This window comes from Psychroserpens ponticola (assembly GCF_023556315.2).
In the GTDB taxonomy this organism is placed as follows: Bacteria; Bacteroidota; Bacteroidia; order Flavobacteriales; family Flavobacteriaceae; genus Psychroserpens; species Psychroserpens ponticola.
The window spans coordinates 2233139-2257741 of record NZ_CP116221.1; the positions used below are offsets into that span (position 1 = coordinate 2233139).

At 34.2% G+C, this 24603-nt stretch carries 22 protein-coding genes; 7 read left to right on the top strand and 15 right to left on the bottom strand.

The window, feature by feature from the left end; all coding sequences use genetic code 11:
- Positions 1–35: 35 nt before the first annotated feature.
- Together accC and MUN68_RS10005 are read left to right on the top strand one after the other, a co-directional pair.
- Complete coding sequence (accC, locus tag MUN68_RS10000) at positions 36–1475, top strand: acetyl-CoA carboxylase biotin carboxylase subunit (protein ID WP_249996697.1); 1440 nt, start codon at positions 36–38, stop codon at positions 1473–1475.
- Positions 1476–1584: 109 nt separating this feature from the next.
- The gene (locus MUN68_RS10005) at positions 1585–3126 is read left to right on the top strand and encodes an acyl-CoA carboxylase subunit beta (RefSeq protein ID WP_249996696.1); all 1542 of its coding nucleotides are present in this window, start codon (positions 1585–1587) and stop codon (positions 3124–3126) included.
- A gap of 108 nt (positions 3127–3234) precedes the next feature.
- On the opposite strand, the gene MUN68_RS10010 is transcribed toward MUN68_RS10005, so the two are convergent.
- The 3 genes from MUN68_RS10010 to MUN68_RS10020 form a co-directional block, all read right to left on the bottom strand.
- The gene (locus MUN68_RS10010; protein ID WP_249996695.1) at positions 3235–3768 is read right to left on the bottom strand and encodes a GNAT family N-acetyltransferase; all 534 of its coding nucleotides are present in this window, start codon (positions 3766–3768) and stop codon (positions 3235–3237) included.
- Positions 3769–3771: 3 nt separating this feature from the next.
- Positions 3772–4218, bottom strand: a complete 447-nt coding sequence (locus MUN68_RS10015) for a DinB family protein (RefSeq protein ID WP_249996694.1) — start codon at positions 4216–4218, stop codon at positions 3772–3774.
- A gap of 185 nt (positions 4219–4403) precedes the next feature.
- The gene (locus tag MUN68_RS10020; RefSeq protein ID WP_249996693.1) at positions 4404–6173 is read right to left on the bottom strand and encodes an ABC transporter ATP-binding protein; all 1770 of its coding nucleotides are present in this window, start codon (positions 6171–6173) and stop codon (positions 4404–4406) included.
- Between the two features lie 121 nt (positions 6174–6294).
- On the opposite strand from MUN68_RS10020, the gene MUN68_RS10025 reads away from it, so the two are divergent.
- Positions 6295–7500 (top strand): multidrug effflux MFS transporter, encoded by a 1206-nt coding sequence (locus tag MUN68_RS10025; RefSeq protein ID WP_249996692.1) that lies wholly within the window; start codon positions 6295–6297, stop codon positions 7498–7500.
- 104 nt (positions 7501–7604) lie between these two features.
- Here MUN68_RS10025 and MUN68_RS10030 read toward each other — a convergent pair whose 3' ends face one another.
- From MUN68_RS10030 to dnaK, 4 genes are all read right to left on the bottom strand, one after another.
- Positions 7605–8945, bottom strand: a complete 1341-nt coding sequence (locus MUN68_RS10030) for a GEVED domain-containing protein (protein ID WP_249996691.1) — start codon at positions 8943–8945, stop codon at positions 7605–7607.
- Positions 8946–9028: 83 nt separating this feature from the next.
- A complete protein-coding gene (locus MUN68_RS10035) occupies positions 9029–9175 on the bottom strand; it encodes a hypothetical protein (RefSeq protein WP_249996690.1) in 147 nt (48 codons plus the stop codon).
- 19 nt (positions 9176–9194) lie between these two features.
- Positions 9195–10424 (bottom strand): class I SAM-dependent rRNA methyltransferase, encoded by a 1230-nt coding sequence (locus tag MUN68_RS10040; protein ID WP_249996689.1) that lies wholly within the window; start codon positions 10422–10424, stop codon positions 9195–9197.
- 147 nt (positions 10425–10571) lie between these two features.
- On the bottom strand, positions 10572–12476 hold the full coding sequence (dnaK, locus tag MUN68_RS10045) for a molecular chaperone DnaK (RefSeq protein WP_249996688.1): 1905 nt from the start codon (positions 12474–12476) through the stop codon (positions 10572–10574).
- Between the two features lie 192 nt (positions 12477–12668).
- Here dnaK and MUN68_RS10050 point away from each other — a divergent pair, with 192 nt between their 5' ends.
- From MUN68_RS10050 to MUN68_RS10065, 4 genes are all read left to right on the top strand, one after another.
- Positions 12669–13166 (top strand): hypothetical protein, encoded by a 498-nt coding sequence (locus MUN68_RS10050; protein WP_249996687.1) that lies wholly within the window; start codon positions 12669–12671, stop codon positions 13164–13166.
- Between the two features lie 77 nt (positions 13167–13243).
- On the top strand, positions 13244–14668 hold the full coding sequence (locus MUN68_RS10055; RefSeq protein ID WP_249996686.1) for an L-serine ammonia-lyase: 1425 nt from the start codon (positions 13244–13246) through the stop codon (positions 14666–14668).
- 69 nt (positions 14669–14737) lie between these two features.
- Positions 14738–15556 (top strand): 3-methyl-2-oxobutanoate hydroxymethyltransferase, encoded by an 819-nt coding sequence (gene panB / locus MUN68_RS10060; RefSeq protein ID WP_249996685.1) that lies wholly within the window; start codon positions 14738–14740, stop codon positions 15554–15556.
- 15 nt (positions 15557–15571) lie between these two features.
- Complete coding sequence (locus MUN68_RS10065; protein WP_249996684.1) at positions 15572–16276, top strand: RluA family pseudouridine synthase; 705 nt, start codon at positions 15572–15574, stop codon at positions 16274–16276.
- On the opposite strand, the gene MUN68_RS10070 is transcribed toward MUN68_RS10065, so the two are convergent.
- From MUN68_RS10070 to MUN68_RS10105, 8 genes are all read right to left on the bottom strand, one after another.
- Positions 16273–17088 carry a sensor histidine kinase gene (locus MUN68_RS10070; protein WP_249996683.1) on the bottom strand — a complete coding sequence of 272 codons (816 nt, stop codon included), beginning with the start codon at positions 17086–17088 and terminating at the stop codon, positions 16273–16275. The two genes, MUN68_RS10065 and MUN68_RS10070, sit on opposite strands and share 4 nt — an antisense overlap.
- 671 nt (positions 17089–17759) lie before the next feature.
- A complete protein-coding gene (locus MUN68_RS10075; RefSeq protein WP_249996682.1) occupies positions 17760–18272 on the bottom strand; it encodes a hypothetical protein in 513 nt (170 codons plus the stop codon).
- Positions 18273–18363: 91 nt separating this feature from the next.
- Positions 18364–19212: a 5-oxoprolinase subunit C family protein gene (locus MUN68_RS10080; protein ID WP_249996680.1), complete on the bottom strand. Its 849-nt coding sequence runs from the start codon at positions 19210–19212 to the stop codon at positions 18364–18366.
- Positions 19205–19939 (bottom strand): 5-oxoprolinase subunit PxpB, encoded by a 735-nt coding sequence (gene pxpB, locus MUN68_RS10085; RefSeq protein ID WP_249996679.1) that lies wholly within the window; start codon positions 19937–19939, stop codon positions 19205–19207. The genes MUN68_RS10080 and pxpB overlap by 8 nt, the downstream gene beginning before the upstream one ends.
- Positions 19940–19942: 3 nt before the next feature.
- Positions 19943–20677: a 5-oxoprolinase subunit PxpA gene (gene pxpA, locus MUN68_RS10090; RefSeq protein WP_249996678.1), complete on the bottom strand. Its 735-nt coding sequence runs from the start codon at positions 20675–20677 to the stop codon at positions 19943–19945.
- 1 nt (position 20678) lies between these two features.
- The gene (locus tag MUN68_RS10095) at positions 20679–21905 is read right to left on the bottom strand and encodes an Nramp family divalent metal transporter (RefSeq protein ID WP_249996677.1); all 1227 of its coding nucleotides are present in this window, start codon (positions 21903–21905) and stop codon (positions 20679–20681) included.
- Positions 21898–23016, bottom strand: coding sequence for a DUF2891 domain-containing protein (locus MUN68_RS10100; protein ID WP_249996676.1), 1119 nt, complete (start codon positions 23014–23016; stop codon positions 21898–21900). Before MUN68_RS10100 ends, MUN68_RS10095 begins: the two co-directional genes overlap by 8 nt.
- A gap of 42 nt (positions 23017–23058) precedes the next feature.
- The gene (locus tag MUN68_RS10105; RefSeq protein WP_249996675.1) at positions 23059–24597 is read right to left on the bottom strand and encodes a YifB family Mg chelatase-like AAA ATPase; all 1539 of its coding nucleotides are present in this window, start codon (positions 24595–24597) and stop codon (positions 23059–23061) included.
- Positions 24598–24603 lie beyond the last annotated feature (6 nt).

A 24603-nucleotide genomic window follows, 5' to 3' on the forward strand; every position in this document is an offset into this window, starting at 1 on the left:
AATCGCTAGATGTGACATATTGATATATAATAAATATGAAAAAAATATTAGTTGCCAATCGTGGAGAAATAGCAATTCGTGTCATGCGAACTGCAAAAAAAATGGGCATTAAAACTGTCGCTGTATTTTCTGAAGCTGATAGAAATGCACCACACGTTCAATATGCAGATGAAGCCGTTTGTATTGGTCCTGCTCCTTCAAATCAATCCTATCTAAAAGGTGATAAAATTATAGAAGTCGCTAAATCTTTAAATGTAGATGGTATTCATCCAGGTTACGGATTTCTTAGTGAAAATGCAGATTTTGCTGAGATTGCCGAAAAGAATAATATTATCTTTATTGGTCCACGTTCTAAAGCCATCAAAATGATGGGAGATAAATTAGCTGCTAAAGATGCGGTTAAAGATTATAACATTCCTATGGTTCCTGGTGTTGACCATGCCATTACTGAACCAAAAGAAGCCATTCAAATTGCTAAAGACATCGGGTTTCCTATTCTAATTAAAGCTGCTGCAGGTGGTGGTGGAAAAGGAATGCGTGTTGTTGAAAAAGAAAAAGATGTTGAAGAACAAATGAAACGTGCCATTAGCGAAGCAACGTCTGCTTTTGGTGATGGCTCTGTTTTTGTTGAAAAATATGTCACGTCTCCTCGTCATATTGAAATTCAAATCATGGCTGACAGTCATGGTAATATCATTCATTTATTTGAGCGTGAATGCTCCATACAACGTCGTCATCAAAAAGTAGTTGAAGAAGCGCCTTCAGTCATTTTAACACCTGAACTTAGAGAAAAAATGGGACAAGCTGCTATAGACGTAGCGCGTTCTTGTGATTATTTAGGTGCTGGAACAGTTGAATTTTTACTAGATGCTGATCATAATTTCTATTTCTTAGAAATGAATACGCGATTGCAAGTAGAACATCCTGTTTCTGAATGGATTGCAGGTGTTGATTTAGTGGAACTGCAAATTAAAGTCGCTCGTGGTGAAGCCTTAAACATCAAACAAGAGGACTTAAAAATTAATGGTCATGCTTTAGAACTTCGTGTGTATGCTGAAGATCCTATGAACGACTTCTTGCCTAGTGTTGGTAATTTAGAAGTCTATCAATTACCTGAAGGCGACAATATTCGTGTGGATAATGGTTTTGAAGAAGGCATGGACATTCCTATTTATTATGATCCAATGCTCTCTAAATTAATTACCTACGGAAAAACACGTTCTGAAGCTATTCAGTTAATGATAAAAGCCATTGATAATTACCATATCAAAGGTGTTCAAACCACATTACCTTTCGGAAGATTTGTATGCGAACATGATGCTTTTAAAAGTGGAGACTTTGATACACACTTTGTAAAAAACTACTACTCACCTAGCCTTTTGGAAGCTAAACACAAGGAGGAAGCTGAACTAGCTGCAAAAATTGCTTTAAAATGCTATTTGGAAGATCATAAATTATTAAGGTTACCAAATTAATTCTTGTCATGGAGGTTTCGACTGTGATCAGCCTGACAAAACAACTAAAGACACAAATGTCAGGTCGAGCGCAGTCGAGACCTTATCAAAATAATGAAATTTTAAAATCATGAATACCAAAATAAAAACCCTTAACGACAAACTTAAACTTTCCAAATTAGGAGGTGGACAAAAACGTATTGATAAACAACATCAAAAGAAAAAACTAACCGCTAGAGAGCGTGTGCTATATCTTTTAGATGAAGGCTCTTTTGAAGAAATTGGTGCTTTGGTAACCCATAGAACAAAAGACTTTGGCATGGAAAAGCAAAAATTTTATGGTGATGGTGTGGTTACTGGATATGGAACCGTTGACGGAAGATTAATTTATGTATTTGCTCAAGATTTTACTGTATTTGGTGGTTCTCTATCTGAAACACATGCCGAAAAGATTTGCAAAATCATGGATATGGCTGTTAATGTTGGTGCTCCAATAATTGGTTTGAATGATTCTGGAGGTGCTCGAATTCAAGAAGGTGTGCGTTCATTAGGTGGCTATGCCGATATTTTTTACAGAAACGTACAGGCTTCTGGTGTAATTCCACAGATTTCTGCAATTATGGGACCTTGTGCTGGTGGTGCAGTGTATTCTCCTGCAATGACCGATTTTACACTTATGGTTCAAGATACCAGTTATATGTTCGTTACTGGTCCGAATGTTGTAAAAACAGTCACTAATGAAGAAGTCACTAGTGAAGAATTAGGAGGAGCAAGTGTGCATTCTACTAAGTCTGGTGTGGCTCATAAAACCTCAGCTAATGATGTTGAATGCTTAGAAGATGTTAAAAAACTACTGAGTTATTTACCTCAGAGTAATAAAGAAACGCCTAAAGATTTAGGGTTTGAATTTCAGGAAGAACTGAGAGATAGTTTATCTGATATCGTTCCAGAAAACGCAAACAAACCTTACGATATGCATCAGGTGATTGAAGGCATTATTGATGAAGACACATTTTACGAAATTCATAAAGATCATGCCGAAAATATCATTGTTGGTTTTGCACGTTTAGGCGGAAAATCTATTGGTATTGTTGCCAATCAACCTATGTTTTTAGCAGGTGTTTTAGATGTGAATAGCTCTAAAAAAGCTGCGCGTTTTGTACGTTTTTGTGATTGTTTTAATATTCCGTTATTGGTATTAGAAGATGTTCCAGGTTTTTTACCAGGAACAGATCAAGAATGGAACGGTATTATTGTACATGGAGCCAAACTCCTTTATGCATTTAGTGAAGCTACAGTACCAAGAGTGACTGTTATTACAAGAAAAGCTTATGGAGGAGCTTACGATGTAATGAATTCTAAACATATTGGAGCAGACATGAACTTTGCTTGGCCTAACGCTGAAATTGCTGTGATGGGAGCCAAAGGTGCTGCCGAAATTATATTCAAACGTGAAATTAATGCTTCTGAAGATCCTGAAGCCAAATGGAAAGAAAAAGAAGCCGAATATGCTGAATTGTTTGCAAATCCTTATAGTGCTTCAGAAAGAGGTTTTATTGACGAGGTCATTCTTCCGAAGAACACAAGACGGAAATTAATCAAAGCCTTTTCAATGTTAGAAAATAAAGATGTAAAGAAGCCTAATCGCAAGCATGGAAATATTCCGTTGTAAAATTCCTGCGCAGGCAGGAATCTCATAACTATAAACTATTAATAAAAATAGGTCAAAAATCTAAAGTCTTTAAAGCAAAAAAGGAATTTCAAATGATTTTTATAGAAACTAAACATCAAACACGCGACCGTAATAATTTAAATCTACTATGTCTCCTTTGGTAGTTCTATAGTCTTTACGAATGGTGCCTTCGAGTTCAAATCCGTTTTTTAGTATTACAGCAATACTACCTTTATTTCGACTTCCTGCTCTGCATAAAAGTTTGACGAACTTATACTGCTTTACGATATGATCGACAACCAATTTAGTAGCTTCAGTCACGATGCCTTTCCCTTCGTAATTACCATCTATAAAAGAACCCAATTCTGCTTTTGGCACATTCAAATCGATATTCTTTACATCTACTAATCCAACAAATTCATTAGTTTCAATATCTGTAATCATATAAGGCAAATAGCTTTTATTTTCAATCCGCTTCTGAATGTCAACACAGTAGTTTTCAGTAGTTTCTAGCGTTAAGGTTTTAGAAACCGTTCCAGCAAAGAAATCTTCTAAACGTGGTCTATTAGTATCAATTAAATTGAAAAATGCTTCGCTTTCATTGGCTTGAAGTAGATTAATTTTATAGTGATCAAAAGTCATAATTTACTTGTCTAAAAGTCGTCTATGATAATTTATTTGTCCAAGATGATACGATAAATGCGTACTTAGATGTACCAAGAAAAACGCAGTCGTCATAGGTTCTTTAAAAACTTGATGCGTATAGTCTTTTTGTAAATCATCTTCAGTAATTTGTTTTAGTATTTGCGATACCATAACGCTTGCGTCATCTACCTGTTGTATTAAATCTTCTCGAGGAATATCTTTTAAAGAAAACTCGAGTTCTCGTTCTCTTACATATCCTGAATTACCTAAACCAGCTCCAATAAAATGATTTAAGTTTCCAATAAGATGTAAACATAAATTACCTGCGGAATTTGTAATTCCTTCTGGAGTTAACCACATGCTCTCCTCTTCATTATAAAGTTCAATTTCCTTTTTTAAAGCGTTTAAATCTCTATCGAATAATTTAATTAATGTATCTGTTAGCATTGGTTTCTATTTTAGTATTCTATAAATTTATTTAAAATATATTAAATTCGTCAATTCGAATAAATTTTACGATTAGAAATAAGTGAAACTTGTATCAAGAATAAGTTCTCGTTACGATTTTTCATACTACAAAATCACTCGAACTGACGCTTCATAATATTCATGAATTCACAACTCACAACAAGTTAAATCTTAGCCTGATACGTGTACAAATCAAAGTATCGACCTTCAGTTGCTATGAGTTCATCATGAGTGCCACGTTCGGCTATTTTTCCGTTTTCAATAACCAAAATTTGATCTGCTTTACGAATGGTACTCAATCGATGCGCAATAACAATGGTTGTTCTATTTTTTGTCAATTCTCCTAAACTCTTTTGAATAAGCGCTTCACTTTCTGTATCCAAATTAGACGTCGCTTCATCTAGAATAATGATTTTAGGATCAGCCAAAATAGCTCTAGCAATGGCAATCCGTTGTCTTTGCCCACCAGATAACTTAACACCTCTTTCTCCTATCATCGTTTCTAAACCATCATCAAAACGGTCTGTAAATTCATTGACATAAGCGGCTTTTACTGCTGCTTGCACTTGTGCTTCGGAAGCATTAGGTCTTGGGAACATAATATTCTCACGAATGGTACCTTCAAACAAAAATTCATCTTGCAAGACGACACCTAAATGTTGTCTGAAACTTTTTAAATTCACTTGAGACAAATCTTTTCCATCAATGGTAATTTGTCCTGATTTCGGATTCAAAAATGTTGCCGACAATCCTGCAATAGTAGATTTTCCTGAGCCAGAACTTCCTACTAAGGCAACCACAGAGCCAGATTCAGCTTTAAAATTAATATTGTGTAATACAGGTTTTCCTTCTTCATATGCAAAAGAGACATCGCTAAATTCTAATTCACCATTAAAATCTTGAAGTTCTATACTTCGATTTGTATCATCTTCTTCCGCAGCCATATTCATCAATTCTTCTGTACGATCTAAACCTGCTAATGCTTCGGTTAACTGACTTCCAATATTACTCATTTGCACAATTGGCGCAATCATAAAACCTAACACCAACGTAAAAAACAGAAAATCACCTGTCGTCATTTCTCCTAAGATCATATAATAACCACCAATTCCCATAATTCCTGTTGTGACAACTCCAATTAAAAAAGTCGATGAACTGGTCATTAAGGCTGTAGCTGTTAGACTTTTCTTTACGTTTTGATAGAGTCTATCAACCCCTTTTTCGAAGATTTTGTTTTCTTGATCTTCTGCATTAAAGGCTTTAATAACACGAACGCCTGCTAAGGTTTCCGTTAAACGACCTGTAACCTCAGCATTAATTTTTCCTCTGCTTCTAAAAATCGGACGAATATATTTGAAGGCTTTCAAGGCAATAATTCCGAAGATAGACAAAGGTACAAACACAAAAAGCGTCATCCATGCATTGAGTTTTATCAGAATAATTAAGGATACAATTGCTGTAAAACTTCCGCCTACTAATTGTACTAATCCTGTACCAATAAGATTACGAACACCTTCAACGTCTGTCATAATTCGTGAGACTAAAGCACCTGATTTGGTGTTATCAAAAAAACTAATGGGTAAAGACAAGACTTTCTTTTGCACTTGTGCGCGTAATTCACTAATTAAATATTGTGCTTGCACGCTTAGTATTTTTGTTAATAAAAAAGAGGTCACAGCTTGCACTGTAATTGCACAAATAACAATAATAATAAGTGTCCATAAAGCACTCGAATCACCATTTGGTACCACATCATCTAACAACACTTTACTTTGCCATGGTAAAATTAAACCAGATAAACTTCTAATAACAATTAGCAACAAACCTATAAAAACGAGGTTTCTTCGTGGCCAAATAATCGTTTTAAAGGCTTGTTTTAAAGTCACCTTTGGATTTTTAGTATCTGATTTATCTGTAGTTTTTAAATGTTGCATCGTTCTAATTTATGATACAAAGATACACTTGATATTGGTACGCTGTTTTTTCCAAAAGTCAATGTTTTGTTAATTCATTTTATAAGGTCGTACGCACTTCCTTTTCTCGTACTTTTGCGGCATGCAAAATAAGCCTACATTTAAAGTCGAATTTATTGCACTCATGGCATCGTTGATGTCAATTGTTGCTTTATCTATTGATGCATTATTACCTGCTTTACCAGAAGTTGGCAAAGCTCTTGGTGTAACGAATCCTAGTGATAATCAGCTATTGATTACCATGATCTTTTTAGGTTTAGGCTTCGGACAATTAATCTTCGGTCCTTTGTCTGATAGTTTCGGACGAAAACCTATGGTTTATTTTGGATTTGCTGTTTTTGTGATTGCTAGTATTATTTGTGTGACTACCAATAGCTTTGAAGTAATGATTGTTGGTCGTATCCTTCAAGGTGTTGGTCTCTCCTCACCTCGTACGATTGCCATTGCCATGACGCGTGATACTTATAGTGGTGACTTTATGGCGAAAGTGTTATCTATTATTGTGATGTTTTTTATTCTCGTACCAATTGTTGCACCAACCTTTGGTTTATGGTTACTACACATTTTTAATTGGCAAGCCATTTTTAATGCCAATTTACTCATAGGACTACTTATCATTTTATGGTTTTGGAAACGACAACCCGAAACCTTAAAAGACGAGAATCGAATTAAATTCTCGCCTGCCATTTTTATTACAGGTACAAAAGAATTTTTACGACATAAAGAAGCTGTGGCAATTACCCTTGTTTCAGGGTTTATAACAGGATCATTTATGGTGTATTTAAGCACGTCTCAACACATCTTTCAAGAGCAATATGCATTGGGCGATTTGTTTCCTTATATATTTGCCAGTACAGCCTTTTCAGTGGGATTTGCGACGTTTACAAATAGTAGACTTGTGATTCGCTTTGGATCGTTTAATATTGCATATTATGCTACGATTGCCTATGCGGTTATTTCATTAATATATGTGATATTATTTCACTCCGGAAATAACCCAAGTATTGGGATCTTGATTACTTTCTTTTTAATACAGTTTTTTGCTATTGGTTTTCTCTTCGGAAATTTACGTTCACTTGCTATGGAGCCCTTAGGCCATATTGCTGGTATTGGTTCTGCTATTAATGGGTTTGTGTCTACGGTTATGGCTGTGCCTATTGCTAATTTTATTGGTGGCTTTGTGAAGACGTCTGTGTTACCTCTTTTTATTGGGTTTTCTGTTTTTGGAATCTTGTCGTTAGTAATATTTTTATGGCTGAAACGGAGACGAGTTGATTTAAAATGTTAAGTTACTTTCGTCTTTCGAACAACTTTTTAACAAAACAAAACTGAATAACAATAGAATGGTTATTCAGTTTTAATACTGGTCTAAAATATTTCATTAAGCGACTTTTATTGCTTTATAATTTTTAAGGTATGTACTGCTTCTTCCGAAAATAACTTCACAATATAAGTTCCTATAGCTAGTGACGATAGGTCTAATTGTAAAGTTGCTGAAGCTGTTTCTTCAACAAACACTTCTTGTCCAACAAGATTATAAATCTTTACAGCACTTAGTACAGAATTGTAATTTACATTTAAAACATCTTTTGCAGGTATAGGATATACTGCTAAGGCATCAAGCTCAAACTGAGCGACACTTAAAGGCGCTTCTACCTCAAGAGTAAAATCTAATGCTTGTCCGTAACCGCCAAAAGGTCCAAAACCGAAGGGATAAAACAAAATTCCACAAGGATCTATTTCTGCAGGAGAATCTGGATCTTGATAGGTTTTTGTGATTCTAATACGTGTAGTTCCTAAAACAGCATTTGTTGGTATAGTAATATCCATAGTGACAGAAACGCCATCGCTTCCTGTGGAACCTGTAATGGTTCCTATTGAATAGATTTCGCCAGTATCGTCTAAAATGTCATTCTGATTCCAATCAATAAATGCAACAATATCATTGTCAAAAGCATTACCTCCACTATCGTAAGTGTTTCCTTGTACTTCAAGCGTATAAGTTTCGTCTTGATTTACAGTTATAATCGTTGCTGTTTCATCTATTGAAACAGAAGTTAAATCTGAATTATTGATGGTTGTTCCTCCAAAAGTAACTGTTGTTATTTCTTCTACCAAAACATCTACTTCATCGACAACACAATATGGAAGAGGAAAAGCAAGTGCTTCTTCAACTTCTAAAGTAAAATCTAAAGCTTGTCCGTAACCTCCATAAGGCCCAAAACCGAATGGGTAAAACAAAATTCCACAAGGATCTATTTCCGCAGGAGAATCTGGATCTTGATAGATTTTTGTGATTCTAATACGTGTAGTTCCTAAAACAGCATCAGTTGGTATAATAATATCCATACTCACAGTAGTACCATCATTCCCAGTGGAACCTGTAATAGTTCCTATTTGATAGATTTCGCCTACATCATCTAAAATATCATTCTGGTTCCAATCTATAAATGCAACAATATCATTGTCAAAAGCATTACCTCCACTATCGTAAGTGTTTCCTTGTACTTCAAGCGTATAAGTTTCGTCTTGATTTACAGTTATAATCGTTGCTGTTTCATCAACTGAAAGTGATAATAAATCAGTATTATTGATTGTTGTTCCTCCAAAAGCAACAGTTGTAATTTCTTCTACAGATGTATCTGCCTCATCAACAACACAATATGGGCTAGGAAAAGACTGTGCTTGAACTGTTAAAGTTAATAATGTAAGTACGAGTGTAATTTTCTTCATAAATTCTTAAAGTTTGATTGATTACACAAGGTATTAAAATAAAACACATTAACCGTTGAAGTATTCGTTTTTAACAGTATAGGCTACTCTTCTTTAGCCTTTTTAATAATCGCTTTTAAACGTTCTTTTCTTGTTGCCGCCTCAGATTTGAGTTTATTCTTTTTTTGAGCTATGAGCTTAGAGTGCTTGGCTTTATTGTTTCCGTTTTTTTGACCTTTGGGTTTTGGCATATCTAAAAAGTATTAATTATCAATCAAAAAATCTATAATAAGCGCATTTAAGATAAGCACCTTCCGGAAATCCAACAGGATGATCTACATCATGCTGGGTTTTCTGTTCAATAGAGAATGAACGTTGCTGTTTATGCAAGGTCTGTGCATTAATATCATAAAATGCAGTAGCTGTTACTCGAGAAGAACAAGATGCAAGAACTAAAACACCACATTTTGCTGTTAACTGAATTCCTAACTGAGCAAGTTGTGCGTATTTTTTCTTAGCTAAATTGACTTCAGTTTGTTGTTTCGCAAAACTTGGAGGATCTATAACGACAACATCAAATTGTTTTTTTTCTAAAATAAGCTGTTCTAATAGTTGAAAAGCATCACCAATTAATATTTTATGATGCCCAGAATGAGGATTTAATTTTCCGTTTTGAAGAGCTATGTCTAAAGCTTGCGAACTAATATCTAAACTAGTGACTTCATTTGCTCCATTAGCCAAAGCGTGCACTGAAAATCCGCCAGCATAAGAAAACACATCTAGAACCGTTTTGTTTCTACTTAAGAGTCCGACTTGCCTTCTATTCTCACGATGATCCAAAAAATAACCTGTTTTATGACCTTTAATAACATTTGCTGAAAAGCTAACGCCATGTTCTACAAACTGAACAACTTCACTTATTAAAGTACCAAAAACAACTAGTCCATCTTCTAATTGATGCGTCTTTGAGTTTTGCAAACCTCGACTCAAACGAATCACAACCGTTTTACATTTTGAAACTCGAACCAAGCTTTCTAGAATAGTTTCTAGGAAAGGCAACCATATTTCAGAATAGAGTTTTACGACCAATACTGAAGCATAGACATCTGCAATTAACGAAGGGAATCCGTCATTTTCACCAAATAACAAGCGATAGCTATTGGTTTTCGTTTTAAGCAACGGAAGTCTTTTTTGATAGGCATTTTCAATCTTTTTAAAAAAGAAGGCTTCATCAATAGTTACAGGTTTTGTATCGCTGTAAATCATTTTGATTCGAATTGGAGAATTGGCATCGTATAAGCCTATACCTATCATTTTGTTGGCTCGCTTTCCAAATATAATAGCTAAGTCTCCCGATTTTGCATCAGCATTTACCTTTACAATACTATCAGAAAACACCCAAGGATGTCCTTGTTGCACGTAATTTTCTCCTTTAGCTGTGAGTTTTACGGCTAGGCGTTTGGGTTTGTAATTGGTTTCTATATGTTTTGAAAAAGGCATTTAGTAAGGTGTGAAATCGTTGCGCAAAGAAACGATATTCTTTAATTTAATAGAAATAAAAAACGCAACCATTTCTGATTGCGCTTTTTCCAAATGTTAAGTAATTATGTTTATGAGATTCCTGCCTTCACAAGAATGACACGATGTTTATTTTACTTCTTCAAAATCTACGTCTTCAACATCACTTCCTTCTGCTTCGCCATTTTGGCTTGCATCTGGTCCTGGTGCTTCAGCTCCACCTTGAGCATCGGCTTGCGCTTTGTACATTTCTTCTGAAGCAACTTTCCAAGCTTCATTGATTTTCTCTAAAGCTGGTTCGATAACTTCAATTTCCTTAGTTTCGTAAGCTTTTTTCAATTCTTCAAGAGCTTCTTCGATTGGTTGTTTTTTATCATCAGATAATTTATCACCAAATTCTTTAAGCTGACTTTCTGTTTGGAAAATCATAGCATCAGCTTCATTTAATTTCGTTGCATTTGCTACTGCTTTAGCATCTGCATCAGCATTTGCTTCAGCTTCTTGTTTCATCTTTTGAATTTCTTCATCAGTTAATCCTGAAGACGCTTCAATTCTAATATCTTGTTTCTTACCAGTAGCCTTATCTTCTGCAGATACTTTAATAATACCATTTGCATCAATATCAAAAATCACTTCAATTTGAGGTGTTCCTCTTTGCGCTGGCGGAATACCATCTAAATGGAAACGACCAATTGTTTTGTTATCAGCTGCCATTGAACGTTCTCCTTGCAATACATGGATTTCTACTGATGGCTGATTATCTGCTGCTGTTGAAAATACTTGAGATTTCTTAGTCGGAATCGTTGTATTTGCTTCAATCAACTTTGTCATCACATTACCCATAGTTTCAATACCAAGAGATAATGGTGTTACGTCTAATAACAGAACGTCTTTCACATCACCTGATAATACACCACCTTGGATTCCTGCTCCTAAAGATACAACCTCATCTGGATTAACACCTTTACTTGGTGCTTTTCCGAAGAACTTCTCTACCTCTGCTTGAACTACTGGAATACGAGTTGAACCACCTACTAAAATAACTTCGTCAATATCACTTTTTGATAAACCTGCTGCTTTTAAAGCTGCTGCACATGGCTCAATTGTACGTTTTACTAAATCGTCTATTAATTGTTCAAATTTAGAACGTGTTAATGTACGTACTAAGTGTTTTGGCCCTGAAGCTGTAGCTGTTACGTAAGGTAAATTGATTTCAGTTTGCGCTGAAGATGATAATTCAATCTTCGCTTTTTCTGAAGCTTCCTTTAAACGTTGTAAAGCCATAGGATCTTTACGTAAATCAATATTTTCTTCAGCATTAAATTCGTCAGCTAACCAGTTGATGATCTTTTGATCAACATCATCACCTCCTAAGTGTGTATCTCCATCTGTAGATAATACTTCAAATACACCATCTCCTAATTCTAGGATAGATACATCATGTGTACCTCCACCAAAATCAAAAACAACGATTTTTTGGTCTACACCTTTTTTATCCATTCCATAAGCTAATGCAGCTGCAGTAGGCTCGTTGATAATTCTACGAACTTTTAAACCAGCAATCTCACCAGCTTCTTTAGTGGCTTGACGTTGAGAATCGTTAAAATAAGCTGGCACAGTAATTACTGCTTCACTTACATCTTGACCTAAATAGTCTTCAGCCGTTTTCTTCATTTTTTGAAGAATCATAGCGGACAACTCCTGTGGTGTGTATAAACGACCATCAATATCAACTCTTGGTGTATCGTTATCACCTTTAACCACTGTATAAGGTACGCGTTCTGCTTCTTTTTTAGATTCAGAATACTTGTTACCCATAAAACGTTTAATTGAATAAACCGTTTTTGTTGGGTTTGTTACTGCTTGTCTCTTAGCTGGATCACCAACTTTAATTTCTCCTCCTTCTACAAAGGCGATAACCGAAGGTGTTGTTCTTTTACCTTCAGCGTTTGGGATAACAACTGGTTCGTTACCTTCCATTACAGAAACGCAAGAGTTTGTTGTTCCTAAATCGATTCCAATAATCTTACTCATAATATTATATTTGTTTTAAAGATTTCTGCTTATCACAGAAACGTTGTGTTCATTTTTATTTACGATTTGATTATGACAATCATTATGCCATTACAAAAAATATGACATGATGTCAGAATTCTTTCTGAAAATTGTCTCATTAAATTGTAGTTTTGGTACGCGATTTGATGCTAACAAACAAATCTTATCCTTATGAAACATATATCTTACTTAGTTTTAGCGTTTGCTACATTTTTTATCTTGTCTTGTGAAGGCGATCCTGGTCCTCAAGGTCCACAAGGTGTGACTGGAGGCTTATTAGTATCCTCTGCGTTTGAAATTGAAATCGATTTTAATGCTGATGATGATTACTCTTTTATTGAAGCCTACGGATTTGATGTCTATCCGTCTGATGTAACTTTAGTTTACATTTTATGGGATACTGTAAACGGACAAGACATTTGGCGTTTGTTGCCTCAAACCGTAGAGTTTGATGATGGAACCTTAGTATATAATTATGATTTTACACAATCTGACGTCAGTTTCTTTTTAGAAGGCACTACTGATTTAGAGAATTTAGACAGTATTTGGACACAAAATCAGATCTTTAGAGTTGTAGTAGTTCCTGCAGATAATATAGATAATCTTGATACTTCTAATCTAAATACGGTTATGCAAGCCTCTAATATTGAAAGTTTTAATATTAGATAATACAGAATCTTATACTAGACGTGTTGCACATGTTTAACAAAACGTATATTTGCTCTACAACTAAAACGATTTAGTAAATGGAGTGTATTTCTGTTTTTGACATGCTCAAAATTGGCGTTGGTCCTTCAAGCTCCCATACCTTAGGACCATGGAGAGCAGCAGAACGTTGGATTAAAGAATTAAAAGGTTCCAACAAATTTGAAAAGGTTGAAAAAATAACTGTAGACCTTTATGGCTCTTTATCATTAACTGGCAAAGGACATGCCACAGATTACGCAGTACTTTTAGGTTTAAGTGGCGCAGATCCTGAATATATTCCCGTTGAATCAATTGATGTCATTATTTCATCAATTAAAAACACAAATACTTTAGCTTTTAATAACGAAAGACCTATAGATTTTGATATAAAAACAGATATTATTTTCAATAGAAAATTTTTACCTTTTCATTCAAATGCCTTAGTGTTTTCTGCACATATAAATGGAAGGCGTTATCGATCGACCTACTACTCTATTGGTGGAGGATTTGTTGTACAAGAAGAACGTAAAGTTTCTAAAGCCAATAAAATTATTTTTTATTGTACATATCCATATCCCATTTCTACTGGAAATGAATTGCTCAAATTTTGCACTGATTTAAAACTCCCTATTTCTGGTGTAGTTTTAGAAAATGAAAAATCAATAAGAGATGAAGCAACCATTGATTCTGAATTACATCGCATTTGGGATACTATGTTAGAATGCATGTATATTGGATGTCACACTGAAGGCAACCTTCCTGGAGGCTTAAATGTAAGACGACGTGCTTATGACATGCATAAAACCCTAAAAGGTGACACCACATACACAATTCCTGTTGAATGGTTAAATTCTATACGGAATACTGAAGTTAAATTTCGTCAAATTTTAAAATGGGTTAGTTGCTTTGCTCTTGCAGTAAATGAAGTTAACGCATCTTTAGGTCGTGTGGTTACTGCACCAACAAACGGAAGCGCAGGTGTTATTCCTGCTGTCTTGATGTATTATTTAGTTATTGAAAACCACGATGGTAATTTTGAAGACATAAAACGATTTTTGTTAGTTGCTGGTGAAATTGGCAGCATCTTTAAAAAAGGAGCCACTATTAGTGCCGCAATGGGTGGATGTCAAGCAGAAATTGGAGTATCATCTGCAATGGCTGCTGGAGCTTTATGTGAGCTTTCAGGCGGTACACCAGAGCAAGTTTTAGTCGCTGCAGAAATTGCCATGGAGCATCATTTAGGATTAACATGTGACCCAATTGGTGGTTTAGTTCAAATTCCTTGTATAGAACGTAATGCTATGGGTGCCATTAAAGCAATCAATGCCTGTGAATTAGCTTTAGATACTGATCCGAATAACGTAAAAGTACCTTTAGACAAAGTTGTGAATACCATGTGGGAAACTGCCAAAGACATGAATACTAAATACAAAGAAACATCAGAAGGAGGCTTAGCTGTTGGTGTACATTTGAGTGATTGTTAGTTTTTATCCTTCAGAATAAATAAAATTTAAGAAATCTCTGTATTTTTACGAATAATTAAATAGCATCACATGTCAACCGCAAAAAAAGAATACAAACGAATTACAGTAAAAACCTTAGTAGACATGAAGTCTAAAGGTGAAAAAATCTCAATGCTTACAGCTTACGATTATACTATGGCTAAAATAGTAGATGAAGCTGGGATTGATGTAATTTTAGTAGGCGATTCGGCAAGTAATGTCATGGCAGGACATGAAACAACACTTCCTATAACTTTAGATCAAATGATATATCATGCGTCATCAGTAGTGAGAGCTATTGACAGAGCTCTAGTTGTTGTCGATTTGCCTTTTGGAAGTTATCAAAGTGATCCCAAAGAAGCCTTACGTTCTGCTATTCGAATTATGAAAGAATCTGGTGGTCACGCTGTAAAGATGGAAGGTGGAAAAGAAGTTAAAGAATCAATTAAACGCATTTTAAATGCAGGAATTCCTGTAATGGGTCACTTAGGCTTAACACCACAATCTATATATAAATTCGGAACTTACACTGTTAGAGCCAAAGAAGAACAAGAGGCACAACAATTAAAAGAAGATGCCTTAATGCTTGAAAAAGCAGGCTGTTTTGGAATTGTATTAGAAAAAATCCCAGCAACATTAGCTCAAGAAGTTGCAGCCAGTGTATCTATACCAGTTATCGGAATTGGTGCTGGTGGAGGAGTTGACGGTCAAGTATTAGTTTTACATGATATGCTTGGCATGACACACGAATTCAATCCGCGTTTTTTACGTCGATACATGAATCTATATGAAGAAATGACACAAGCTATTGGTCAGTATGTTGACGATGTTAAAGCTTCCGATTTCCCTAATGATAAAGAACAGTATTAATTTAGAATATTAGCCTTGTCTAAAGAAAAAATCCATTCTAACAGATCTAATCTTCAAGTCATTTATGAAGACAACCACATCATCATCGTAAATAAACGTGCTGGAGATATTGTTCAAGGTGACAAAACTGGAGACCAACCTTTAAGTGATGTTGTTAAAGACTATATTAAAGAAAAATACAATAAGCCTGGAAATGTGTATTTAGGCGTTGTACACCGCTTAGATAGACCAACAACAGGTATCGTAATGTTTTCTAAAACGAGTAAAGCACTACCTCGACTTAATAAATTGTTTTCAGAAAAGAAAGCGAACAAAACCTATTGGGCAATTGTTAAAATTAGTCCTAAAAAACCTAAAGACACTTTAATTAATTGGCTTAAAAAAAATCCAAAAAACAATAAGTCTACTGCATATTCTAGTGAAATTGATGGTAGTAAGAAAGCTATTCTACATTATAATTTAATAAAGGTTCTAGATAATTACTCGCTTCTTGAAATTGAATTAGAAACTGGAAGACATCATCAAATTAGATGTCAGTTATCTTGCATTGGCTCTCCAATAAAAGGAGATTTAAAATACGGATTTAACCGAAGTAATAAAGATGCGAGTATCAGCTTACATGCTAGACGTTTACAGTTTTTACATCCAGTTTCAAAAGAAACTATTGATGTTACTGCTCCTTTGCCAGATGATCCTATTTGGAATGCATGTGAAAATTAATAAGGATACTTGATGCTTAAAGTCACACCTTCATTTGGCTGTGAAACTAAATCAAATGTGGCATTAATTAATTGGGCTCTGCTTTTCATATTAATCAATCCTGACCCTTTTTCAGAAGAAACAACATCAAACCCAATGCCATTATCTGTAGCGATTATTAACAATTGTGAGTCTTGATAATCTAAACATACTTCAAGGGTTTCTGCTTCAGAATATTTCACCGAATTAGAAAAGAATTCTTGTAATATTCTAAATAAAATCAATTCATGCTTTTTGTTTGCAATAGCTTTATTTGAGCCATTTATAATTAATTCTGCGGAAGAGAATTTCATACGTTTTAGACGACTCAATTCATTCAAAACAGAGTCTTCAAAACCCATATTTAAAATCACTTCATTATTTAATGATTTTGATAATGACCTAACTTCTTTAAGGCTTTCCTTTACAATATCTGAAGTTTCACCAACCTTAACTTTTAAATCTTCTGGAGCTTTTGAGGTTAACATATTTAATTGCATACTTGCATAAGCCAATAATTGACCAACATTATCGTGTAATTCCCAACCAACATGTTTTAAGGTTTGTTCTTGTATCTCAGATTGTGTCCTAGAAATCTCTTCATTAAACTCTTGTTCTTGTTTAAACTTATCTCTTAGAATTTTGTTTTTTCTTTTCTGAAACGTCACAAAAAACAGGATGACCATGACAGCCAACAGCAAAACCACAAAAATCATATAACCAATTAGAGCTATCTGTTCTCTATTGATTGATTGCTCTTGTAAAGTGAATACCAAAAACCAAATGTTAAGCATGAGTATGTGAAAATATTAATATAAAACAAAAAGTATGTTCTAAAAATTACAAATTCAGTATTTACAGCCCTAAAATAGCTGTTAAAAATGAATAAAGGTGTTACAGTAAGATGCCATATTAAAATAGCTATACTAATGTAAAACGAAGGCATTTTATAATACTGCAATATGTATTCGCTTCTAATTAACTCTATAAAATAACAAATTACGTAAACCGTTATTATTAAAGTTGCCAAAATATTTTCAAATGGCAATCCCATTGTAAAAAACGCATCTGTAAACATGTAATATCCTAAAGTAAAAACACAATAAATCAGGAAAACCGACCTTGCAATAATCTTTAATGATTTACTTATTAGCAAATCTGAATAGTAAATTCCTAATAATCCTATAGACAAAAAGTTATAAATATTGTAAAGCCATGAATTCCTACAAAATATGCTGTTTTTTAAAGCTATGTACCAAGAATAGTCGAAATTATTTTGCAATACTTTTGTATAACCTCCTATAGTTTCAACAACAACTGTTAACCATAAAAAGTACACAAATATTCTAATCTTTTCATTCTTTGTTTTATACAAATACAAAGAACCAAATACAGCAGCTAATAAAGCAAATGATTTAGTTATTACAGAATCATACTGATATAAAAACTCATTCAAAGCTTGCTACTATTGAGGATAATTTGATCCTGGTGGCTTACCATTATCTCCATTATTTAAACCATTTCCACCATCAATATCATCTCCTCCGCCTTTTTGCATCGATAACATACTTCCTTCAGATGTATTTAGATATCCAGTTGGTACTAATAAAAAAGTTGTGTATCCAGGTTTACCTGCTTCTTGCTGATGAGCACCAGGATAAATCCTGATTCCATCCATGGTGTAACCTAAGTCTCCTGCTTGTTTTTGAGCCAAAGTAATAAAGTTTTGTAAGTCCTCTAAAGAGTACCAAGACGATCTATTATCTCCATCTTTTTCACCTTTAAAAATACTATCGTTTATTAAATTATATCGAGGGTCATATGCTTTAGTTAATGTCTTAATTTGATCAGGCTTAATAATACCTTTTGGAATTGGTGTGTCATCCATATTTTCTTGATTTTTATCACTATGAAAATAAAAATACATAGCTAAAGCACCTAAGATAAATCCTAAAATAAGTAATACTAATTTTTTCATAATTTGGTTAGTTTGAATTAATTGTTAGTCTAATGTATTGAAAATCTTAGGATAAAACCAACAAAACGAAAAAAATCTAAGTTTTTTCTTACTAATCAATGCATTTCAACCTAAATTTTTCACCAAAACCCTTCTGAGATAAATGATTGATAGCTGCTTCTGAAACCTGTAAAATTCTAGGATAACCACCAGTTGTCTGACAATCTCGCATTAAAATCATAAGCTTACCAGATGGCGTTAATTGCACTGTTCCTGGTAATACTAGAGAAGTAATAATGGGTTCAATTGTGTTTTCTAAAGTTTCATTGACATGATAAGCCATTCTGTTACTATCCTTTGAAATTGTAAATTTCGTTGATAAAAGTGTGTTTTGTTCAATTTTAGATAAACAGTTAAATTCCATGCCTTTGAAAACTTTGATTTCACTTACATTAAAATGGGTTTTATCAATTTTAATCGAAGCATTAATATTTTCATATGCATCACTAACTTCTGAAATTAAGAGCTGATCCCCTTTTATTAATTTTGATTGCTTCGTTAAAGTGCCATACATACTGTAACTATTCATATAGTATTCTGTTTGAAATCCTCCCTTAACTGCTAAATAAGCTCTAGAACCATAGTTTCGTTTTCCAAAAGTCAGGATATCATTTTTAGTCACATGAATACGCGTATTCATTTTTATGGTTTTGGAATTTATTTTCGGGCTTAAATCGGCTCCAGCCAAAGCAATTTCAATATCACAATGAAAGAGTAGCTTAGGTCCAGTCATTGTTATTTCTAAAATGGAATCTGAAATAGAGTTACCCAAAACAGTATTTGAAATAGTGGCTGATTGCAAATCCATAACTCCAGAAAAAGGAATTCCGTATTTTTGAACTCCAAAGCGTCCTATGTCTTGAATAGTATCATATAAACCCGTTTTAAGTACTTCAACCATAAACAACCTCACTTTCTATACTATAAGTTCCGTTTTGAACTGCTTTTAATATTTCATTATGTACTTCAATTGAAACAGGTATAAATTGAATTGTATCTCCAGCTTTTGCAAAACATGGAAGATTAGGTTCATTATTAAAAAATTCTAAAGGTGAATTCCCTATTATATTCCAACCAGCTGGGCTAACATTTGGATAAATTCCTGTTTGTTGATTTCCAATTGCAACTGCACCTTTTTCAATCTGTAATCTCGGACTTTTTTTACGTGGAAAAAACAGTTGTTTATCCAAACCTCCTAAGTATAAAAAACCAGGTAAAAATCCGATAAAAAAAACAGTATAAAAAACTTCAGAATGTCGCTTAATAATTTCTGATTTCGAGAGTTTCATTTCTATTGACATTTCATCTAAATCAATTCCAAATTTATCATCATAACACACCGGAATTCTCCAGAGTCTAAAGACATGATTTTTTGCGTTCGCTCGACTAAAATATAACGCTTTTAATGCAAAAACCTCGTCATAGACAACATCAATAGTACACTTATAAATAACTAATATCGAGTTATATGCATTATTAACCTGAAGCACTTGTTTAATATTTGATTTTAGAAGGTGGTTTTTAAAAATCAACACGTCATTTAGTATGTTTTTACTAATTCGATGAGGCCATTGCACCAAAATAGAACGTTCTGAAAAGCGATGATATGTAAGCTCAAAATCTTTCAAAAGTTACAAAATTTTTATTGAATTTTGTTTTAATTTATGTATCAAATTTTTTAAATTATTAACCACATTTTCATGATCACCATGAACGCAAAATGTATCAACTTTCAACTCCACTTCTACTCCATTTTTCATCTTTACTTTCCCTTCAGAAATCATTTTAAAAACATGCTCAAAAATCAATTCTGAATCACGAATTATTGCATCATTATTTTCCCTTGACACTAAAGTTAGGTTTTCATTATAATTTCTATCTGCAAAACCCTCATACATAACTTTTAATCCGTCAGTAATAGCTATTTTAGAAATCATGGATCGATAAGGCGCATAAAGAATTAAGTTTTCATCTACACTTTTTATTACACTAACTATTATTTGTGCCGTTTTTTTATCTATTGACGCTAAATTATACAAAGCTCCATGTGGTTTAACATGATGCAACTCTAAACCTATAGACTTCACAACCTCTACAAGTGAATCAATCTGTTCATATAAGGCTTTATGCAAATCTGAGACTGACATATCAATTATTTGCCTTCCAAAATTCTTTTCATCAGGAAATGACGGATGCGCACCAATTTTCACGTGATGCTTTTTCGCCAACTTAGAAACAAGCCTCATAGTTTCTAATGTTCCAGCATGTCCACCGCAAGCAATATTGCACGACGACAAGTAAGGCATCAATAATGCTTCATTACCAAAACCTTCACCTAAATCACAATTGATATCTATTTGTTTCATTTTAAATAAAACTGAATACTTTCAAAATACTTTTTACTCCTAAAAACATTACAATTACCAAAATCGCAAAACCAAACACATTTTGAAGCAATGAATTTTTATACTTCCCAAGTATTAATGATTTATTCATAATCCACAGTAAAAAACCAGACACAACAGGCAACAACAAGCCATTTGCAACTTGAGCGAATTTGATGATTTCGATAGACTTAAAACCAACAGATGAAAACAGAACCCCTAATACTAAGATAAATACCCAAACCATCCTAAATCGCTTAGTTTTCATATTCGAACTCCAACCCAAACAACCAGAAGCTACATACGCAGCTGCCAAAGGTGCAGTAATTGCGCTTGTGATTCCAGCAGCAAACAATCCAACAGACAAAAACAATGACGCATAATTACCAAAAAGTGGCTCAAGACCCTTTGCTAAATCAGCAGCACTACTAACTTCAAAAGTTTTAATTGCAGCAGCAGAAATCATAATACACATTGAGACTACTCCACCTAAAACCACTGCAATTACAGTGTCTTTACGAGCAAATTTAAGATCAGTTTCACTTTTCCATTTTTCCTTTACTAAAGACGCATGTAAAAATAAATTATATGGCACTACCGTTGTTCCAACTAAAGCTATAATCGTCAATAAATTGTTACCAGAAAAATCAGGAATAAATAACCCTCTAAGCACTTTAGACAAATTTGGTTTCGTCATAACAGCTGTGATCAAAAAAGCAAAACTCATTAAGATTACTAAAGAAATCAATGCTTTTTCCAAAATTTTATAATTCCCTATGTACAGCAATACAAAAGCCACAATTCCAATTAAAAGACTAAATAAATTAAGTTTTACAGCACCAATAACAACAACTTGAACACCAAACAAATTTTCTAAACCCAAAACACTTCCACTAATATTACCCGCTTCATAAGCTGCATTTCCAACAACAATAGCAGAAAGAATTAAGATAATAGCCGCAACTCTTAATAATGGATTAGATATTTGAGAACGAATTACCTCAGACAATCCTTTTTGAGACACAATTCCTAAACGCGCTGCCATTTCTTGCAAAACAATAGTAGCAACAATTGACAAGACCATAGCCCAAAGCAAAGAAAAACCAAAATTTACACCAGCAAGCGTACAAACAGTAACCGTTCCTGGCCCAATAAATGCAGCAGCCACCAAAGGTCCTGGTCCAATATTTTTAAACCAACTTTTAATCACGCTCTACAGAATTTAAAGCATAAATAGCAAAACTACCTAACCAATGACCACCTTCGTAACCATCACCCACTATGCTTGGAAGCGAATAATTAATATGCTTGTTTGAAATGTTTTTCAAATGTTCATATTCTTGCAAGTCTTTTGCTATTTCGTTTAAACTCCATGCTCTAGAAAAGTTAACACCATCCAAATGCACTAATTTCCCATCAGACCTATCACTGACTCTTCCTGTTTCAATGGTGAAATTTTTATTTTTTAATTGCGGAAGAAAATCATCTAGCCATGCTTTATAGTCCCCAGAAGACAATACACGCTTCATTAAAGCAGCTTCCTCTAAACAAGGTGACAGGAAGTCGAATCCACTTGGCTCCCAAGACAAAGGACACCCTGTATCAGTATTATAAAAATCTTTTGCACGTTGCTCTATAAGCGACTTCAATTCAACATTATCTACTGTTTTAGCATAATCGTAAGCAAATGAAAGTCCGAAGGCAGTATTTGAATGTTCTCCTACTCGAATCGGATAATTTAGTTTCGGAAGAAACTCCAAGTATTTATCAACGATCAAATCTGTAAGCGGCTGTAAATTACCCTCTAAAATTTTTGCATTTGGATCATCCCAAGTATGTAACTCTTCTGCTAACTTTAACAACCAAGCCCAACCATAAGTTCGCTCATAAGACGCATTATGTTTTCCGAAGAAGTAAGACACCTCTATCTTTATATTGTCTTCAGAGATGTTTTCGAGCAACATCCTAATACTCTCGTCACGATTATCAAGCTCTGGAAATTGCTTCAACAACGTCACTAAACTCCAGTGACCATGCACAGCAGAATGCCAATCAAAGCAACCATAAAATGCAGGATGTAATGCTTGTGGAGACTGAAGATCTTCGTTTCCACCAATAACCTGATTAAGCTTGTTAGGATACTCCGTTTGAATACAATCTATTGGCAATTGCGCTAATCGATTAGCTTCAGTCAAATTCAGAATTGGCACAACAGCTTTCTTGACTTCGATTTTTTGTTCAGAAACCGTAATTGATTTTTTTTCGAATGTATCGCAACTCAATATTAAAAGCGCAAAAAAGAGTAAATAATAGTTTTTCATGTTATAAATTTAAGACTTTAAACCATAACATTATTAAGATTTTTAACCCAACCAACCTTCACGATCCATACTTCGGTATTGAATAGCCTCAGAAATGTGAGAACCATTTATAAATTTAGAGTTTTCTAAATCAGAAATTGTTCTTGACACTTTCAAAATACGATTATATGCTCTAGCAGACAAATTTAAACGCTCCATGGCAGTTTTTAGCAATTGTAAAGACGCATCATCTAATTTACAATATTTTCGGATTTGCTTCATATTCATTTGCGCATTGTAATGCACACTTTCTGAATCTACAAAACGTTTGGTTTGTAATTCACGAGCAGCAGTTACACGTTTTCTTATCTCCACTGAAGATTCACCTTTTCTATCATCAGACAATTTATCAAAAGGCACTGGAGTCACTTCAATATGAATATCAATTCGATCTAATAAAGGACCTGAAACTTTACTCAAATAGCGTTGCATTTCTGCTGGAGACGATGTTACAGGAGCACCTGGGTCATTAAAATAACCACTCGGACTAGGATTCATACTTGCAACCAGCATAAATGACGATGGATAAGTCACTGTGAATTTAGCTCTAGAGATTGTCACTTCCCGATCCTCTAAAGGCTGACGCATTACTTCTAAAACTTCACGTTTAAATTCTGGCAGCTCATCTAAAAATAAAACGCCATTGTGCGATAAGGAGATTTCTCCAGGTTGCGGATAACTTCCTCCTCCAACAAGCGCCACATTTGAAATCGTATGATGTGGACTTCTAAATGGTCGTTGCGCCATAATTCCTGTATGCTCTTTCACTCGACCAACAACCGAATGTATTTTTGTAGTCTCAAGAGCCTCATTCAAAGTCATTGGTGGCAAAATACTAGGCAAACGCTTCGCTAACATGGTTTTCCCTGCTCCTGGAGGACCAATTAGAATAATATTATGCCCACCAGCTGCTGCGATTTCCATGCAACGTTTAATGCTTTCCTGTCCTTTTACATCAGAAAAATCAAATTCAGGGAAATCTAAATTTTTGTAAAACTCCTCTTTAGTATTGATAATGGTTTTAGAAATTTTAATATTCATATCGAAATGATCAATTACTTCTTTAATATTTTCAACACCAAACACTTCTAATCCATCGACAATAGCTGCTTCTTTTGCATTTTGCTTCGGAAGAATAAAACCTTTAAAACCTTCTTCTTTTGCTTTTACCGCAATTGGCAATGCACCCTTTAAAGGTTGTAGATTTCCATCTAAAGACAATTCTCCCATAATGAGATATTGCTCCAAAAATTCTGCTTTAATTTGATTGGTCGCAACTAAGATTCCGATTGCCAAGGTTAAATCGTAAGCAGAACCCTCTTTACGCAAATCTGCAGGCGACATATTAATGATAATTTTCTTTCCTGGTATTTTATAACCGTTATTTTGAAGTGCTGCCGCAATACGAAAATTGCTTTCTTTAATTGCGTTATCAGGAAGTCCTACGAGATGATAACCTATTCCGCTATCCACATTAACCTCAACAGTAATGGTTGAAGCTTCAACACCAAAGACTGCACTAGCATAAACTTTTTTGAGCATTTATAG

Excerpts from the sequence above, each read along its gene's own strand:
- MUN68_RS10005 (WP_249996696.1), top strand. The coding sequence starts at position 1,585 with ATGAATACCAAAATAAAAACCCTTAACGACAAACTTAAACTTTCCAAA.
- dnaK (WP_249996688.1), bottom strand. The coding sequence starts at position 12,476 with ATGAGTAAGATTATTGGAATCGATTTAGGAACAACAAACTCTTGCGTT.
- accC (WP_249996697.1), top strand. The coding sequence starts at position 36 with ATGAAAAAAATATTAGTTGCCAATCGTGGAGAAATAGCAATTCGTGTC.
- MUN68_RS10105 (WP_249996675.1), bottom strand. The coding sequence starts at position 24,597 with ATGCTCAAAAAAGTTTATGCTAGTGCAGTCTTTGGTGTTGAAGCTTCA.
- MUN68_RS10035 (WP_249996690.1), bottom strand. The coding sequence starts at position 9,175 with ATGCCAAAACCCAAAGGTCAAAAAAACGGAAACAATAAAGCCAAGCAC.
- MUN68_RS10080 (WP_249996680.1), bottom strand. The coding sequence starts at position 19,212 with ATGGTTGAAGTACTTAAAACGGGTTTATATGATACTATTCAAGACATA.
- MUN68_RS10040 (WP_249996689.1), bottom strand. The coding sequence starts at position 10,424 with ATGCCTTTTTCAAAACATATAGAAACCAATTACAAACCCAAACGCCTA.
- MUN68_RS10100 (WP_249996676.1), bottom strand. The coding sequence starts at position 23,016 with ATGAAAAACTATTATTTACTCTTTTTTGCGCTTTTAATATTGAGTTGC.
- MUN68_RS10055 (WP_249996686.1), top strand. The coding sequence starts at position 13,244 with ATGGAGTGTATTTCTGTTTTTGACATGCTCAAAATTGGCGTTGGTCCT.
- MUN68_RS10050 (WP_249996687.1), top strand. The coding sequence starts at position 12,669 with ATGAAACATATATCTTACTTAGTTTTAGCGTTTGCTACATTTTTTATC.
- MUN68_RS10010 (WP_249996695.1), bottom strand. The coding sequence starts at position 3,768 with ATGACTTTTGATCACTATAAAATTAATCTACTTCAAGCCAATGAAAGC.
- MUN68_RS10020 (WP_249996693.1), bottom strand. The coding sequence starts at position 6,173 with ATGCAACATTTAAAAACTACAGATAAATCAGATACTAAAAATCCAAAG.
- MUN68_RS10025 (WP_249996692.1), top strand. The coding sequence starts at position 6,295 with ATGCAAAATAAGCCTACATTTAAAGTCGAATTTATTGCACTCATGGCA.
- pxpA (WP_249996678.1), bottom strand. The coding sequence starts at position 20,677 with ATGAAACAAATAGATATCAATTGTGATTTAGGTGAAGGTTTTGGTAAT.
- MUN68_RS10015 (WP_249996694.1), bottom strand. The coding sequence starts at position 4,218 with ATGCTAACAGATACATTAATTAAATTATTCGATAGAGATTTAAACGCT.
- MUN68_RS10030 (WP_249996691.1), bottom strand. The coding sequence starts at position 8,945 with ATGAAGAAAATTACACTCGTACTTACATTATTAACTTTAACAGTTCAA.
- MUN68_RS10070 (WP_249996683.1), bottom strand. The coding sequence starts at position 17,088 with ATGCTTAACATTTGGTTTTTGGTATTCACTTTACAAGAGCAATCAATC.
- panB (WP_249996685.1), top strand. The coding sequence starts at position 14,738 with ATGTCAACCGCAAAAAAAGAATACAAACGAATTACAGTAAAAACCTTA.
- MUN68_RS10075 (WP_249996682.1), bottom strand. The coding sequence starts at position 18,272 with ATGAAAAAATTAGTATTACTTATTTTAGGATTTATCTTAGGTGCTTTA.